12 protein-coding genes and 1 pseudogene are annotated in these 15,268 nt (G+C 74.0%); 8 read left to right on the top strand and 5 right to left on the bottom strand.

What is annotated here, in order from left to right:
* The first annotated feature begins 73 nt into the window (after positions 1-73).
* The 3 genes from mrdA to HHX41_RS34180 all read left to right on the top strand — a co-directional run bounded on the left by mrdA (position 74) and on the right by HHX41_RS34180 (position 4,424).
* Positions 74-2,029 (top strand): penicillin-binding protein 2, encoded by a 1,956-nt coding sequence (mrdA, locus tag HHX41_RS34190; protein ID WP_310742307.1) that lies wholly within the window; start codon positions 74-76, stop codon positions 2,027-2,029.
* A gap of 169 nt (positions 2,030-2,198) precedes the next feature.
* Positions 2,199-3,365, top strand: a complete 1,167-nt coding sequence (rodA, locus tag HHX41_RS34185; protein ID WP_182909250.1) for a rod shape-determining protein RodA — start codon at positions 2,199-2,201, stop codon at positions 3,363-3,365.
* Between the two features lie 15 nt (positions 3,366-3,380).
* Positions 3,381-4,424, top strand: a complete 1,044-nt coding sequence (locus HHX41_RS34180) for a DUF2293 domain-containing protein (RefSeq protein ID WP_182909249.1) — start codon at positions 3,381-3,383, stop codon at positions 4,422-4,424.
* A gap of 6 nt (positions 4,425-4,430) precedes the next feature.
* On the opposite strand, the gene HHX41_RS34175 is transcribed toward HHX41_RS34180, so the two are convergent.
* Entirely contained in the window at positions 4,431-5,333 is a 903-nt protein-coding gene (locus HHX41_RS34175) for a serine/threonine-protein kinase (RefSeq protein WP_169982139.1), read from the bottom strand.
* Positions 5,334-5,432: 99 nt separating this feature from the next.
* Positions 5,433-7,499, bottom strand: coding sequence for an N-6 DNA methylase (locus tag HHX41_RS34170; protein ID WP_182909248.1), 2,067 nt, complete (start codon positions 7,497-7,499; stop codon positions 5,433-5,435).
* A gap of 58 nt (positions 7,500-7,557) precedes the next feature.
* Between HHX41_RS34170 and HHX41_RS34165 the strand changes: the two genes are divergently transcribed.
* Positions 7,558-8,292, top strand: coding sequence for a PP2C family serine/threonine-protein phosphatase (locus HHX41_RS34165; RefSeq protein WP_182909247.1), 735 nt, complete (start codon positions 7,558-7,560; stop codon positions 8,290-8,292).
* A 183-nt stretch (positions 8,293-8,475) separates the two neighbouring features.
* Positions 8,476-8,628: pseudogene (locus tag HHX41_RS34160) on the top strand (helix-turn-helix domain-containing protein); the annotation flags it as partial.
* A gap of 64 nt (positions 8,629-8,692) precedes the next feature.
* Here the strand turns inward: HHX41_RS34160 and ligA are convergent.
* From ligA to HHX41_RS34145, 3 genes are all read right to left on the bottom strand, one after another.
* The gene (ligA, locus tag HHX41_RS34155; protein WP_182909246.1) at positions 8,693-10,780 is read right to left on the bottom strand and encodes an NAD-dependent DNA ligase LigA; all 2,088 of its coding nucleotides are present in this window, start codon (positions 10,778-10,780) and stop codon (positions 8,693-8,695) included.
* A gap of 224 nt (positions 10,781-11,004) precedes the next feature.
* The gene (locus tag HHX41_RS34150; RefSeq protein WP_259401517.1) at positions 11,005-11,754 is read right to left on the bottom strand and encodes an SDR family NAD(P)-dependent oxidoreductase; all 750 of its coding nucleotides are present in this window, start codon (positions 11,752-11,754) and stop codon (positions 11,005-11,007) included.
* A 72-nt stretch (positions 11,755-11,826) separates the two neighbouring features.
* A complete protein-coding gene (locus HHX41_RS34145; protein ID WP_310742306.1) occupies positions 11,827-12,366 on the bottom strand; it encodes a CGNR zinc finger domain-containing protein in 540 nt (179 codons plus the stop codon).
* Positions 12,367-12,469: 103 nt separating this feature from the next.
* Here HHX41_RS34145 and HHX41_RS34140 point away from each other — a divergent pair, with 103 nt between their 5' ends.
* The 3 genes from HHX41_RS34140 to HHX41_RS34130 all read left to right on the top strand — a co-directional run bounded on the left by HHX41_RS34140 (position 12,470) and on the right by HHX41_RS34130 (position 15,217).
* Positions 12,470-13,234 (top strand): trans-aconitate 2-methyltransferase, encoded by a 765-nt coding sequence (locus HHX41_RS34140; protein ID WP_169982148.1) that lies wholly within the window; start codon positions 12,470-12,472, stop codon positions 13,232-13,234.
* Positions 13,235-13,304: 70 nt separating this feature from the next.
* The gene (locus HHX41_RS34135; protein WP_182909243.1) at positions 13,305-14,423 is read left to right on the top strand and encodes an acetate/propionate family kinase; all 1,119 of its coding nucleotides are present in this window, start codon (positions 13,305-13,307) and stop codon (positions 14,421-14,423) included.
* A gap of 11 nt (positions 14,424-14,434) precedes the next feature.
* Entirely contained in the window at positions 14,435-15,217 is a 783-nt protein-coding gene (locus HHX41_RS34130) for a PhzF family phenazine biosynthesis protein (protein WP_182909242.1), read from the top strand.
* Positions 15,218-15,268 lie beyond the last annotated feature (51 nt).

Genomic DNA, 15,268 nt, shown 5'->3' with positions numbered 1-15,268 from the left:
CCCGGGTCGTAGGAGCGTCCAGCAGCGTCCTCTCAGCCGGGGTCGCAACCGGCCCCAGGGCCGCCTCACGCTCGTGTTCGTCGTGGTGACCGCGCTCATGCTGACCCTGCTCGGCCGCCTGTGGTACCTGCAGGTCGTCACCGGCCCGTCGTACGTCAGGGCGGCCACGGAGGCGCGGGTGCGCTCGGTCGTGCTGCCGCCGGTGCGGGGGCGGATCCTCGACGTGCGCGGCCGGCCGCTGGTGGCCAACGAGACCAAGCCGCAGGTGTCGGTGGACTACATGGCCCTCATCCACCAGCCCGACGGCGGTAGGGACGTGCTGACCCGGCTCGCCCGGGCGCTGGGCCGGCCGTACCAGGAGATCGCCGACCGGGCGCGGCTGTGCGCCGGGAACGTGCCCCGGCCGTGCTGGCCCGGCTCGCCGTACCAGCCCATCGTCGTCGCCGACGACGTGAGCGTGCGCACGGCGTTGTGGATCGCCGAGCGGCAGAGCGAGTTCCCCGGCGTCAGCACGGCGTTGCGGCCGGTCAGGACCTACCCGCTCGGCTCGGCCGCGGCGCACGTGCTCGGCTACCTGCAGCCGCCCTCGCCCGACGACCCCGAGGGAGGCCCGGAGCTGATCGGCCGCGACGGCCTGGAAGCGGAGTACGACCGCGAGCTGGCCGGGCGGACCGGCATCAGGCAGATGGCGGTCGACAGCACGGGCAAGGTCACCGGCCTGGTCCGCGAGGAGGCCGCCGTGGCCGGGGACACCCTGGTGACCAGCATCGACGCGCGCGTCCAGAAGGTGGCCGAGCGGGCGCTGGCCCGGGCCGTGACCGCCGCGCGCAAGCGGGGCGAGCCCGCCGACAGCGGCGCGGCGGTGGTGCTGGAGGCGAAGACCGGGCGGGTGACGGCGATCGCCGACTATCCCACCTACGACCCGGGCGTGTGGACCGGGGGAATCTCGCAGCGCGACTACGAGGACCTGCCGCTGGTCAGCGCCGCCGTGCAGGGGCAGTGGCCGCCGGGCTCGACGTGGAAGGTGACCTCGACCGCCGCGGCGGCGAAGGCGGGCTACTCGTTGCGGGCCTCCTACGACTGCCCCGGAGGTTACAAGATCGGCGGCCGGGTGTTCCACAATTTCGAGAGCGCCGAACTCGGCCGGATGGACATGCGCCGGGCCCTGGTGGTGTCGTGCGACACGATCTTCTACCGGTTCGCGGAGAAGATGTGGCGGCGCGACGGCGGGCTCAAGCCGGTCAAGCGGCCCAAGGACCCGATGCAGGTGATGGCCGGGGAGTTCGGGTTCGGCACCGCCACCGGCGTCGACCTGCCGCACGAGGCGGCGGGCAGGGTGCCCGACCGCGCCTGGAAGAAGGCCAACTGGGAGCGGACCAAGGCGGACTCCTGCCGCCGGGCCAAGACCGGTTATCCGGAGATGTCCGACCGCAGGCGGGCGGCCTACCTCAAGGCGCTCGCCGCCGACAACTGCCGCTCCGGCGGGGTCTGGTGGGCCGGAGACGCGGCCAACTTCTCCATCGGCCAGGGCGACGTGCTGGTGACGCCGCTCCAGCTCGCCCGGGGATACGCCGCGCTCGCCAACGGCGGCACGGTCTTCAGCCCCAGGATCGGCAAGCAGGTCGTGCGCGCCGACGGCACCGTCGTCCGCACGATCACCCCGCCCGTCGTGGGCAAGGTCGACGCGTCGCGCAAGACGCTGCGGTTCATCCGCGACGCGCTGGCCGGCGTGCCGCGCACGGGCACGGCCGCCGGGGCGTTCGACGGGTACGCGTTCAAGCGCCTGCCGATCGCCGGGAAGACCGGCACCGCCGAGGCGTACGGCAGGCAGGACACCTCGTGGTTCGCCTCCTTCGGCCCGCTGAAGAAGCCCAAGTATGTCGTGGTGGTCGTCGTCTCCCAGGGCGGCACGGGCGGGACCACGGCGGCCCCCGCCGCGCGGGAGATCTGGGAGGGCATCGCCGCCCTCTCCCACGATCAGAAAAAGCACAAGGACCAGAAGAAGCACAAGAAGGACGGCGGGCGGTGACGCGCCGCCCGCCCGCCCATGCGGCCCTGACCCGCCTCGTCGCGGGCCGCGCACCTGCCGCCGCGGCCGCGGCCCGGCTGCCGGAGCGCGTCCGGCGAACGCCGCCCCTCGCCTGCCTGGGCCACGCGCGGCGGCGCGTGGCCTCCCGACACGACCCGGGAGGCGTGCGATGACGACGCTCGGTCCCCTGTCCGTACGGCTGCCGGCGGGCCGCGCGACGAGGCGGCGTTCGCAGGCGCGCCTCGCCCTGCTCCCCGCGTTGGGGCTGATGCTGCCCGCGGCCGCGTTGTCGGCCATCGGGCTGCTGCTCGTGTGGTCGGCCACCCGCAACGAGCCGGGCTCGACGCTGCCGCAGCGGCAGGCGCTCAGCGTGGGCATCGGCTTCGTGCTCATGTGGGCCGTCTCCCGGATCGACCTGCGCGTGCTGCGGGCCTACGTTCCGGTGCTGTACCTGCTCGGGCTGGCCGGCCTGGTCGCCGTGCTGACCCCGCTGGGCCGTACGGTCAACGGCTCGCACGCGTGGATCGTGCTCGGCGACGGGCTGCAGTTCCAGCCGTCCGAGTTCGCCAAGGCGGCCACGGTGCTCGCGCTGGCGACGGCGCTCGGCGAGCCGCGGGACGGCGAGCGCAGGCCGGGCGCCGGGGCCGTGCTGCTCGCCCTGGGCCTCGCCGCACTGCCGGTCGGCCTGATCGCGCTGCAGCCCGACTACGGCACCGCGCTCGTCTTCCTGGTGGTGGCCGCCGGGGTGATCGCGGTGTCCGGTGCGCCCAAGAGGTGGTTCGCGGCGTTCGCCGCCGCCGGGGCAGCCGCGCTGCTCCTGGTGTGGCGGCTCGACCTCATCCGGCCCTATCAACTCCAGCGCCTGATGGTGCTGGCCGACCCGGACGCCGACCCGATGGGCGTGGGCTACAACGCCACCCAGGCCAGGATCGCGATCGGCTCCGGGGGCCTGCTGGGCAAGGGCCTGTTCCACGGCGAGCAGACGGCGGGGCACTTCGTGCCCGAGCAGCACACCGACTTCATCTTCACGGTCGCGGGCGAGGAGCTCGGCTTCGTCGGCGCCGCCTGCGTGATCCTGCTGATGCTCGCCCTGCTGTGGCGCGGCCTGTGGATCGCGGCCAAGAGCCCCACGCCGTTCGGCACGGCCGTGGCCGGCGGGGTGGTGTGCTGGCTGGCGTTCCAGACGTTCGTCAACGTGGGGATGACCATGGGCCTGCTGCCGGTCGCCGGGCTGCCGCTGCCGTTCGTGTCGTACGGCGGGTCGGCCACGATCTCCAGCCTGGCGGCCGTGGGGCTGCTGGCGGCCGTGAACCGGCGTACGCGCACGCCCGCATAGGGCAGTCTTGGGGGAATGCGCAGCAAGCTCGGCGGACGGGTGGCCCAGGCGGCGGAGATCGCCCTGGCCACCCGCAAGTACGTGACCCCGATCGACGTCCTCACCGGCCTGCGGTGGCTGCACGACCGCCACGTGGAGACCTGGCGGCAGGGCCGCGCCGACAGCCTGGAACGGCTGGCCGCCGTGGACGCCGTCCGGATGGAGGAGGCGCTGTCGCACCTGCGCGCGTGGGCCCTGTCCCGGGACCTGCTGGAGAGCGAGGCGGCGTACACGGCGGGCACCCGCGACCGGCGGCCGCTGCGCTTCACGACGGCGGGCGACGAGGACCTGGAGCGCGCCTTCCGCGTTCACTGGCTCTCGCCGGAGCTGAGCGAGACGCGGCGGCGGCAGATCGCCGAACGGCACAACAAGGCCCCCGACCTCGTGGTGGTCGCGCCGCTGGACGCGTGGACCTGCGCAGGCTGCGGGGAGACCGGGCCGTACCTGATCATGGAGGACGACCGGCCGCACTGCCTGACCTGCGCCGACATGGACCACTTGTGCCTCCTCCCCGCGGGGAACGCGGCGCTGAGCCGCCGCGCCAAGAAGGAGAGCGGGTTGTCGGCGGTGGTGGTCCGCTTCAACCGGCGGCGCAAGAGATACGAGCGGCTCGGCGTGCTGGTCGAGGAGGAGGCACTGACGCGGGCCGAGGAGCAGTGCCTGGCCGACGAGGAGGCGCGGCTGCGCCGCCGGGAACGCGACCGCGAGCGCAGGGCCGGTGAGGACGCCGAGTTCCAGGCGAGGATGGCGGCGGAGATCCGCCGCCTGTTCCCCCGCTGCCCGGCCGAACGGGCCGAGGCCGTCGCCGCGCACGCCGCCGTCCGCGGCAGCGGGCGGGTCGGCCGCACCGCCGCCGCCCGCGTGCTGGACGAGGGCGCCATCACACTCGCCGTCGTCGCGAGCGTGCGCCACCTGGACACCGACTACGACGAGCTGCTGATGTCCGGGGTGCCCCGGATGACCGCCCGCGAGCGGATCCGGTCCCGGGTCGAGGAGGTCCTGACCGCCTGGCGCGCCTGAGCGTTCTCAGCGGACGCGGCCGACCATCTGGGCGTACATGCGCCCGGGGCTGGGGACCGTCGACGGGTTGAGGAAGCCGGGCAGCGGGGGCAGGTCGACCGCGAACGGCTGCAGCCGCTCGAACAGCGTGTGCGCGTCGGGCGGCCGGTTGTCCGGCTCCTTCTCCAGCAGTTCGGCGATCAGGCGGTCCAGCTCGGCGGGGACCCCCGGCACCCGGGGCGGCCGTTCCTTCACCTGCTTGTCGAACACGGCGTACTCCGTCGGGCCGGTGAACAGCTGGTTGCCGGTCAGCATCTCGTGCAGCACGCAGCCGAGAGAGTACAGGTCGCTCTTCGGCCCGGCGACGCCACGCTGGATCTGCTCGGGAGACATGTAAGCCGGGGTGCCGAGGATCTGCCCGATCCGGGTGAACTGCGCCGTCACCCCTGCGACATCCCTCTCGCGCAGCATGGCGAGCCCGAAGTCGAGCACCTTCACGCTGCCGTCCGGGCAGAGCATGAGGTTGGTCGGCTTGAGATCCCGGTGGCAGATCGACAGCTCGTGCGCGGCGGTCAGCACGGCGCACGCCTGGGCGGCGACGGCCGCGGCCCACGGCACCGGCAGCGGGCCGTGCTCGCTCAGCAGATCGGCGACCGTCACCCCCTCGATGAACTGCATGACCTGGAAGAGCCGCTGCTCGTAGGTGCCGAAGTCGTACAGGACGGGCGCGCCCGGGTGGTCGAGCTTGGCGAGGATCCGCGCCTCGCGCAGGAACCGGCGCTGCAGCTCCTCGTCCGGGCCGTCGGGCAGCCGCAGGAACTTCACCGCCACCTTGCGGTCGAGCCGCCGGTCATGCCCGCCGTACACGGCGCCCATGCCGCCCTGGCCCAGGGGAAGGTCGTCCAGCTCATACCGGTCGCCGATGACCATGCGCCCCTCCCGTCGGCCTATCGGGGAAAAAGCTACCGGATCCGTCCGCGATGTTCGGGCTCGGCAACCGGGTCTCAACCACGGGGAACCATCGGCGCGTCACCCGCGGGGGCGCAGACGTCCGTCGACGAGTCCCTCGACCCCGAGCCGGGCGAGTGCCTCCCCCGCGGCGGCCGCCTCGCGCAGGCCGTCCTCCAGCGCGAGCAGCCGCCGGAAGGCCGTGCCGTACGTCCGCTGGACGTCCAGGGGAAGCTGGGGGACGCGGGCCCGGCGGGCCTCCACCCGGCTGCTGCCCAGGTGCGGCCGGCCGCCGCCCGCCGCGTAGCGCAGGAACCCCGCCAGGAACTCGGGGTCCACCTTGTCCGGATCGACGCGGAACAGGCTGAGATGCGGGCCGAGGAGCGCCCCCTCCACGGTGACGACCCTGGCGGTGACGGCCGACGCCACGACGTCTCCCCGGCGTACGGCGACCAGGCCGGGGGCGGGCGGCATCCGCCGTGACGGCGCCGTCCCGGCCGCGACGTCGTCGGCCGTCAGCACGGGCACTCCACCCTCGGGCGTCTCGCCGTCGGGGACATCGGCGGGCAGCGCCCGCAGCGTCGAGTGCCGGATGGCGACAAGCCCGGATCTGGCCATCTCGGCCACGGTCGCCCACGACGCGTCCCAGCCGGCCGCGGCGCCGGTGAGCACCTCCAGATCGGGCACGTCGCCGGCCAGTGCCGCGGCCGCCTCCCTGAAGCGCTCCCTGGCCGCCGGGAAGCCCTGCGTGTCGGACCTCGGCGACAGGTGCCGCGCCGGGCTCACGTTGACCTCGTCGTCGAGGATGTCGATGATCCGGACCGCGCGGCCGCCGGGCGGCGGTTCGGTCTCCGCGAGGTGGGCCCGCCAGGCCGGCTCGACGGAGGCCGGGTCGTCGCCCGCGTCGGCCACGAGGATCGCGCCGGGCCGCCGCTCCCCGGGCTCGGGGCGGCGCAGCAGCCAGAGGTCGGGACCCCCGGGCGCCAGCGTGAGGACCGCGCGCAGCGCGCCCGCCCGCAGCAGGTTCGCGCGGATGCGACGGCCCGGGCGGCGGCTCGCGGCGGCGGCCGGCATCAGGATGGCCACCAGCCCGCCGGGCCGCACGTGGGCGAGGCAGTGCTGCACCCAGGCCAGCTCCGGCTCGCCGCGCGGGGGCATGCCGTACTGCCAGCGGGGATCGCCGACGAGGTCCTCGTGGCCCCAGGCCCGTTCGTTGAACGGCGGGTCGCACACGACGGCGTCCACCAGCGCGTCCCCGAGCGCGTCAATCGGCCGGTCCGGCGGGAAGGCGTCGTGCCGCAGCGCGTCCCCGGGGACGACCCGGGCGTCCCGGCCGCGCAGTAGCAGCCGCAGCGCCGCCAGCAGCGCGACGGTCTCGTTGGCGTCCTGGCCGAGCAGCCGCACCTCGTCCGCCGCCCCGCCGGCCCCCGCGGCGGCGTCCAGCAGGAGCGTGCCCATGCCGCACGCGGGATCGAGCACCGTACGCGCCCCCGCACAGGCCAGCCGGGTCATCAGGGCGGCCACGTCGGGCCGGGTCAGCGCCAGCCTGCGGCTGTGCGCCTCGGCGTACCTCTCGCAGAGGAACTCGAAGGCGCCGGCCGCGCCGTGCCGCTCGGCCATCCCGGCGACCAGCCGGAGCACGCCGGGCTCCACCGGCGTGGCGTCCCCGCCGCGCCGGGGCAGGTCGGCGGTCGCCCGGGCCACCGCGCGCGGGAGCCGTACGGCGAGGTCGGAGGCGGCGGACAGCCGCTTCCAGCCGTCGGGATCGCGCAGGGTGTAGAGCAGGAACGCCCCGACGTCCCCCAGCACCTCGCCCAGGCGCAGGTCGTCGGCCGACGCGCGCAGCCGCTGCCAGACGCGGTCGCCCTGGGACACCTCGAACGACTTGCCGTTCCTGCGTAGCCACGCCTCCACCTCGGGAAGCGAGAAAAGCGGGCTGGACGCGGTACCTCCGACCGGTTGGGGGAAGTCCTCGTAGCGGCGGCGCCAGTTGCTGACCGCGGCCCTGCCGACGTCGGCGAGCCGGGCGATGTCGCCCGCGTTCACGGTCGCTTCGACCGCCGCTTCGACGGCGGCCTCGATCGGGCTCGCGGCGGCCGGGCGCGCCGACGTGTCCGCCGTGATGTCCGCCTGGGCGTCGTGGCTCATGAACACGAGCCTAGCACTATGCTTGTGAAGTGACTCAACCAATGGTTTACTCAAAACCATGACGCACAACCGTATTCGGTACGCCGCTGGGTCGGACGTCGGGCGTTCGCGTGCCAACAACGAGGATTCGGTGCACGCCGGCGAGCGCCTGCTCGCCATCGCCGACGGGATGGGCGGGCACGGACACGGTGAGGTCGCCAGCGCGGCCGTCATCTCCACCCTGGCCAAGCTGGAGGACGTCCCGGCTCCCGCCGACCCCGTGGCCACCCTCGCGGACGCCGTACGGGAGGCGGGGCAGCGCCTGGGCGACCTCGCCGCGCAGGACCCGGCGCTCGAACGGATGGGCACCACGGTCACCGCGATGCTGTGGGACGGCCAGGGGAAGTTCGCCCTGGCCCATGTGGGCGACTCGCGGGCGTACATGCTGCGTGACGGCGCGCTGTACCAGATCACGCGCGACCACACGCTGGTGCAGTCGCTGGTGGACGACGGGCGCATGAGCCCCGACCAGGCCGCCCGCCATCCCCGCCGCTCGCTGCTGCTGCGGGCGCTGGAGACGAGCGGCCTGGCCGAGCCCGACCTGTCGCTGCGCGAGGCGTACCCGGGCGACCGCTACCTGCTGTGCTCCGACGGGCTGACCTCAGTGCTCGAACCCGAGACGCTGCACCACGTGCTCACCACCGTGGCCGATCCGCAGGAGACGGTCCACCGGCTCATCGAGCTGGCCAACGAGGGCGGCGGACCCGACAACATCTCCTGTGTGGTCGCCGACGTCGAACCCGCCGACGCCTGACAAGTCATCCGCCCGCACCGCGAGAGTGCCCCTCCGGCTGCCGACCGTCCTTGAGCAGCTCGGCGGCTCCGGGGTCAGCGCCCGGTCGCGCCGTCGATCACTTCGCCCTCTTTCGGCTGCGCTCAGTCTTGCCAGGCGCGCCATGGCTGGTGAGAAATCTTGCGGTTCCGGCAAGGTGGCCTCGTGGATCGCGAGACGGACGACGATGTTCTCAACGCGGTGGGGCCGCGGCCGCGTGCGCTGCGTCGTGACCACGGCCTCACCCTCGCCGACCTGGCGGCGACGACCGGCGTGTCGGAGAGCACCCTGTCCCGGCTGGAGAGCGGGCAGCGCCGACGGCGGCGTGGTCGAGCTTCGGCTCGCCCGCCGGGTGTGGCTGCACGCGGACGAACAGGGTCGCCTACAACTGCTGCGCGACCATCTCGGCGAACTCCTCCGGGGAAACCACTCGCACGCCGAGGGATTCGGCCTTCGCCCGTTTGGACCCCGCGTTCTCTCCCGCGACGACTAGCGAGGTCTTCGCCGAAACGCTGGACGACGCCCGGCCCCCGGCCTGTTCGATGAGCTCGTTCATCTGGTTGCGGGACAACGCTGCCAGCCGCCCGCTCATCGCGCCCGTGACCACGACCGTCATCCCGGTCAGTGGCAGAGCACCCGGCTCGTCGCCGTCCGGCGTCGGGGTGGTCGCGCCGCCCTCGTCACCGGCCACCGCCGCCACACCGGGCTCGATCATGTTGACCCCGGCGCGGACGAGCTTGTCGATGAGGTCGCTCAGCTCGGCCAGCTCGGCGACGATCACGGGCGCCTTCTCCGGGCCGATGCCGTCCACCGACTGGAATCCCTCGGCGTCCGCCGCGCGGATGGCCTCCATCGTGCCGAAGTGCCGGGCGATGCGGCGGCTCATCGAGCGCCCCGTTCCCCTCACCCCGAGCGCGCAGAACACCCGGCTCAGCGGTCTGGTCCTGGCCCTGTCGATGGCGGTCAGAAGGTTGTCGGTGGACACCTCCCCCATCCGTTCCAGGCCCAGGAGCTGCTCGCGTGTGAGGAAGAAAAGGTCGCCGAAGTCGGCGATCAGAGCGGCGTCCAGCATCTGCTGGACGCGGTTGTCGGCCAGCCCTTCCACGTCCAGTTGGTCGCGGCCGACCGCATACCGGATCGAGGCGATCGCGCGGCAGTTCCGGCCTCGCACGCACCTCCACCGCTCCTGCGAGGTGTCGATCTCGTCGCCGCAGGTCGGGCACACCTCCGGGAACACGATGGGCTGCTCGTCGCCGGTGCGCAGGTGCACCACCGGGGACTCCACCCGTGGGATCACGTCGCCGGCCTTGTAGACGACGACGCTGTCCCTCAGCATGAGCCCGCGGCGCTTGATGTCGGACGGGTTGTGGAGCGTCGCGTACGTCACGACGGAGCCGTCCAGCTCCACCGGTTCCAGCACCGCCCTCGGGGCGATCACACCGGTCCTGCCGGTGTTCCACTCCACCTGGAGCAGCCTCGTGATCTTCTGCACGGCCGGCAGCTTGTAGGCGATCGCCCACCGCGGCGCCCGCGAGCCGAACCCGGCCTGCGCCTGGTCCGCCGCGTCATCCGCCTTGACCACGATGCCGTCGATCCCGAACGGCAGCTCCGGCCGCGCGGCCGCGATCTCCTCGATCCGCTGCTGCGCCTGCTCCACGGTCGTCGCGACGATCCCGGCGACCGCGGTCCCGGCCGTGGTCCGCACACCCTGACCGGCGACCCAGTCCATCACCTGGCTGTGCGGCGACTCCCGGAGCCGCGTCGCGAGGTCGGAGGTGTCATCGGGCAGCGGCAGCGCGCCGTACCCGAAGAACGTCAGCTCGCACACGTACGGCCGGTCCTGCGCCCTCAGCGTGCCCGCGGCGGCACTGCGCGGGTTCGCGAACGTGGTCCCGTCATGCGCCTGCCGTTTCACACACGCCTCCTCGAACTGCCGGGCCGTCATCATCACCTCGCCGCGCAGCTCCACGGTGACCGGGTCGGCCAGCCGCCCGGGGAGACCGACGATCGTGCCGATCGCGTGTGAGACGTCCTCGCCCGCGCTCCCGTCGCCGCGGGTGACCAGCTGGACGAGGCGGCCGCCACGGTAGCGGGCGGCGATCGCCAGCCCGTCCAGCTTCGGCTCCACCGACCACGCGGTCACCGGACGCCCGAGGCGGCGTTCCAGCGAGGCGGCCCAGCCGGCCAGCTCCTCGGGCCCGAACACGTTGTCCAAGCTGAGCATGGGCACGGTGTGCGGGACATCACCCACGACTCCGGCGACCTTGCCCGTCGGTGAGGCCTCCAGCACCTGGTCGGGGTGGGCCTTCTCGTAGGCGGCGATGCCACGGACGAGCCTGTCGTAGGCGTCGTCGTCCAGCGGGGAGGTGCCGTCACCGTAGTAGGCCGCAGCCGCGTCGGCCGCCAGCTGGACCGCCTCGGCGTAGGCGGTCTCGTCGGGGATCGCGTCGATCGGGGGCGCTTCAGTCATGCGGCCATCGTGCCGGGCGGGTCCGACAAAGACGTCCGGCGTTGTGCTCGCATCCTTCGACCGGTCCGCGGGCCGACACGGCTCCCCCGCGATCGCCGCCCAGGAGGCCGACGAGGTCGCTCCGCACGCTGTCCCGGTCGCTACCTGACGGCGGCCGGGCGGGCGATCGGGGGGCGAGCGGGGGGGCGAGCGGCATCCGGTCGGGCGGTGTGCCCGGGCGGACGTCAGACGGTCCAGCCGCCGTCGACGTTGATCGTCGCGCCGGTGACGTAGCGCCCGCCGTCGCCGGCCAGGTGGGCGACGGTCGCGGCGATGTCGTCCGGCTCCGCGTAGCGGCCGAGGGCCGTCAGCCCCCGGATCGTGTCCGCCATGGGGCTGTCCGCCGGGTTCGACGCGGTGTCGGTCGGGCCGGGGTTGACGAGGTTGACCGTGATGCCGCGCGGCCCGAGGTCGCGGGCGAGCCCCTTGGTCATCCCGACCATGGCCGTCTTGCTCATGGCGTACAAGGCGAAGCCCGGGAAGACGGCCCGCTCGGCCACGTTGCTTCCGATGGTGATGACCCGGCCGCCTTCGGTCATGTGGGCCGCCGCCGCCCGCGCGGCCAGGAACGGCCCGCGCACGTTGGCCGCGAGCGTGCGGTCCACGTCCTCCGGCGTCAGGTCCTCGATCGGCGCCACGTGGAAGACCGCCGCGTTGTTGACGAGGACGTCGAGGCGGCCGAAGGCCGCGACGGCCTCGTCCACAGCTCCGGTCACCGCCCCCGCGTCGCCGTTGTCGGCCCGGATGACCAGCGCCCGCCGGCCCATCCCCTTCACCTTCTCGGCCACGGCGGCCGCGCTGTCCTCGTCTCGCTCGTAGGTCAGCGCCACGTCCGCGCCGCGCTCGGCCAGCTTCAGGGCGACGGCCGCGCCGATGCCCCGGCCACCCCCGGTGACCAGCGCCGCCTTACCGTTCATGTCGTTGATCTCGTTCATGGTGTCGAGCATGGCGGGAACGGCGGCGGGAGGTCCGGCGGCGATCGGACCTGGCGTTCGCGGGCCGGACGCTCAGGCGCCGCGTGCCCGGAATGCGGCGGTCTTCACCCGGTTCTGGCAGGCCGTGGAGCAGAAGCGCCGGGTGCCGTTGCGGGAGGTGTCCACGTAGACGCGGTCGCAGTGCGGCGCGGTGCACACGCCGAGCCGGTCGTGCAGCTCGCTGCCGAGCACCACGGCGAGGCCGGTCGCGCAACTGGCGGCGTAGTTGCCGGCCAGGGTGCCGCCCGCGCCGTGGAAGTGCAGGTGCCAGGGCTCCCCGTCGTGCCGGTCGAGATGCGGGCGCGCGTCCGTCTCCGCCAGCAGAGCGTTCACGGCGAGCGCCGCCGCGTCCACGTCGTCACGCGTCACCGCCTCGAACACGCCGCGCAGCCGCCCCGCGACCTCCGCGAGCGCGCCCGCCTCCGTCTCGGCGACCTCGGGCGCCCGTCTGTCGCCGCTCGCGAGGATGTCCGCGACCGCGGCGGCCCGCGCCTCACCCGTGGGCGGCTCGTACGGCCGGCCCCGTGCCTCACCGGCGGTCAGCGTGTTGACCAGGCCCACGGCGACCGACACGACAGCATCAGTGTGACTGTTGAAATTCACTTGACCAGTTACGCCCTTGCGTTCTACGTTTGTAACTGCCGAAAGCATACACGCCAGTTACAAGGAGACCGGCATGCTCACTCTGGACGTCGCCACCCGGTGGATCGACCGCTGGGACCGCCAGCAGGAGGGCTACCTCCCCGACCGGGAGGAGCGCTTCACCGCGCTCATCGACGCGGTCGAGGCGGGCGTTGGCCGCCCGGACCCCCTGGTGATCGACCTCGGCTGCGGCCCCGGCTCGCTCTCGGCCCGGCTGCTGGACCGTCTGCCCCGGGCCACGGTCGTCGCGGTCGACGCCGACCCCCTGCTGTTGTCGCTCGGCCGGGCGGCGTACGGCGAGCGCGACGGCCTGCGCTTCGCCGACCTGGACCTGCGCGAACCGGGGTGGAGCCAGGCGCTCGGCCTCGGCCGCCCGGCGGACGCGGCGGTGAGCACGACCGCCCTGCACTGGCTGGCCGAGCCCGACCTGCGGGCCGTGTACGCCGAGCTCGCGACCGTGCTGCGGCCGGGCGGGCTGTTCCTCAACGGCGACCACCTGGTCTCCGAGGACACCACTCCCACGCTGGCGCGCCTGGAGCAGGCCGTGCACGAGAGCGAGGAGCGGCGGCGCTTCGCCGGCGGCCGCCCCGAAGACTGGCGCCAGTGGTGGGACGCGATCACCGCCGACCCCGACCTCGCGGGTGTCGCGGCGCCCCGGCCGGCCACCGCCTCGCACCACGGTTCGGAGTCGCTCCACCTGTCCACCCACGTCGAGGCCCTCCGCTCGGCGGGCTTCGCCGAGATCGGGACGCTGTGGCAGCGCGGCCACAACCGCCTGCTCTGCGGCGTACGCCCGTAATCCCCGCAGGGACCTCTGGCCGACGGGCCGCCCCGGGTTTGCCCGCCGGATCCCCGGGGAGACGGACGCCATGAAACCGGTCGTGCTCACCGTCAACGCCGGCTCCAGCAGCCTGCAGCTGCATCTGGTACGGGACGGCCGCGTGCTGCGGACCGAGCACAGCGAGCACGGCCCGGACCCCGCCGCCGCGGAGCGTACGCTGTCGGACTTCCTGTCCGGGGCGGACGCCGAGGTGACCGCCGTCGGTCACCGGCTCGTCCACGGCGGCGAGGCCGTCCGCGCGCCGGTGGTCGCCGACGACGACGTGGTGAAGGCCGTGCGCGGGTACGCCGACCTCGCGCCACTGCACGTGCCGCCCGCGCTCGCGCTGGTGGAGGCGGCCCGGCGGGTGCTGCCGTCGGTGCCACACGTGCTGTGTCCCGACACCGCCTTCCACGCGGGGCTGCCCGCCGCCGCCGCGACCTACGCCCTGCCCGCCGAGTGGCGGCGCCGGTGGGGCCTGCGCCGCTACGGCTTCCACGGGCTGTCGTACGCCTGGGCGGCCCGGCGGGCGGCCGAGCTGCTCGGGCGGCCCGCCGAAGAGGTCGATCTGGTCCTCACGCATCTCGGCGGCGGGTGCTCGGTCTGCGCCGTACGGAACGGCCGGAGCGTGGACACCTCGATGGGGTTCACGCCGCTGGAGGGCGTGCCGATGAGCACGCGGTCGGGCAGCGTCGATCCCGGCATGCTCCTGTGGCTGCTGTCCGGTTCACGCCTCACGCTGGAGGAGCTGCGCGACGGGCTGGAGCACGACTCCGGCCTGCTCGGGCTCTCCGGCGGCCTGTCCGGCGACACCCGTGACCTGGTCGCCTCGACCGGCGAGGCCGCCGCGCTGGCGCTCGACGTGTTCGCCTACCGGGTGAGCCGGGAGATCGCCGCCGCGACCGCCGCCCTCGACCGGCTCGACGCGCTCGTGTTCACCGGCGAGATCGGCTGGGACCAGCCGGAGGTGCGCGAGGCGGTGTGCGCCAGGCTGTCGCTGCTCGGCGTCGAGCCGCCCGCCGTGACCGACGCCGACCGGGACCGCGTCGTCAGCCCGCCGGGCGCCCGCGTGCCGGTCCTGGTCGTACGGCCCCGCGAGGAGCTCCAGGTCGCCCGGGAGACCCTCGCCGCGCTCGGCCGTGCCGCCGGTGATGCCGCACGGCCGTAGAATCCGCGGACATGCGCGTCTTCACCGTGGACTCCTTCACCGACCGGCCGTTCCGGGGCAATCCCGCCGCGGTCTGCCTCCTCGACGAGACCGTGCCGGACGAGTGGATGCAGGCGGTGGCCGCCGAGATGCGCCATTCGGAGACGGCCTTCGTGCTGGCGCAGGACGACGGGCCGCGCTCGCTGCGCTGGTTCACCCCGGCGGTCGAGGTCGCGCTGTGCGGGCACGCCACCCTGGCCACCGCGCACGTCCTCTACTCCCTGGGCGAGTCCGGGCGGCTGGAGTTCGCCACGAAGAGCGGCGTGCTCGCCACCGAGCAGGCGGGCGACGGCCTGATCACGATGGACTTCCCGGCGAATCCGGCCACGTCGTGCCCGCCCCCGGACGGCCTCGCCGAGGCCCTCGGGCTCACACCCCTGTGGACCGGGCGCAGCCGGTTCGACGTCCTGGTCGAGGTCGGGTCGGCCGACGAGGTGCGCGCCGTCGACCCCGACATGGCGCGGCTGGCCGAGGTCGAGGCCAGAGGCGTCATCGTGACGGCGTCCGGCGAGGGCACCTCCGCCGACTACGTCTCCCGGTTCTTCGGGCCCCGGGTGGGCGTGCCGGAGGACCCGGTCACCGGCTCGGCCCACTGCGTGCTCGCGCCGTACTGGTCGGGCAGACTCGGCCGGCACACCCTCGTCGGGGAACAGCTGTCGCAGCGCGGCGGTACCGTGCGCACGACCCTGCGCGGCGACCGGGTCGAACTCGCCGGGCAGGCGGTGACCGTCTGGTCCGGCGAGCTGGAGGTCTGACCTCCCTTCCGGTCACGCTCTGACCGTACGCAGGGCTGGGCCCAGGGGACG

The sequence above is a fragment of the Microbispora sp. H13382 genome (genome assembly GCF_014161445.1).
Taxonomy (GTDB): domain Bacteria; phylum Actinomycetota; class Actinomycetes; order Streptosporangiales; family Streptosporangiaceae; genus Microbispora.
Note: the sequence above shows the minus strand (reverse complement) of the source record. Positions and strands in the feature narration are given on the sequence as shown.

Excerpts from the sequence above, each read along its gene's own strand:
- HHX41_RS34150 (WP_259401517.1), bottom strand. The coding sequence starts at position 11,754 with ATGAACGAGATCAACGACATGAACGGTAAGGCGGCGCTGGTCACCGGG.
- ligA (WP_182909246.1), bottom strand. The coding sequence starts at position 10,780 with ATGACTGAAGCGCCCCCGATCGACGCGATCCCCGACGAGACCGCCTAC.
- HHX41_RS34165 (WP_182909247.1), top strand. The coding sequence starts at position 7,558 with ATGACGCACAACCGTATTCGGTACGCCGCTGGGTCGGACGTCGGGCGT.
- HHX41_RS34180 (WP_182909249.1), top strand. The coding sequence starts at position 3,381 with ATGCGCAGCAAGCTCGGCGGACGGGTGGCCCAGGCGGCGGAGATCGCC.
- HHX41_RS34135 (WP_182909243.1), top strand. The coding sequence starts at position 13,305 with ATGAAACCGGTCGTGCTCACCGTCAACGCCGGCTCCAGCAGCCTGCAG.
- rodA (WP_182909250.1), top strand. The coding sequence starts at position 2,199 with ATGACGACGCTCGGTCCCCTGTCCGTACGGCTGCCGGCGGGCCGCGCG.
- HHX41_RS34170 (WP_182909248.1), bottom strand. The coding sequence starts at position 7,499 with ATGAGCCACGACGCCCAGGCGGACATCACGGCGGACACGTCGGCGCGC.
- HHX41_RS34130 (WP_182909242.1), top strand. The coding sequence starts at position 14,435 with ATGCGCGTCTTCACCGTGGACTCCTTCACCGACCGGCCGTTCCGGGGC.
- HHX41_RS34175 (WP_169982139.1), bottom strand. The coding sequence starts at position 5,333 with ATGGTCATCGGCGACCGGTATGAGCTGGACGACCTTCCCCTGGGCCAG.
- HHX41_RS34140 (WP_169982148.1), top strand. The coding sequence starts at position 12,470 with ATGCTCACTCTGGACGTCGCCACCCGGTGGATCGACCGCTGGGACCGC.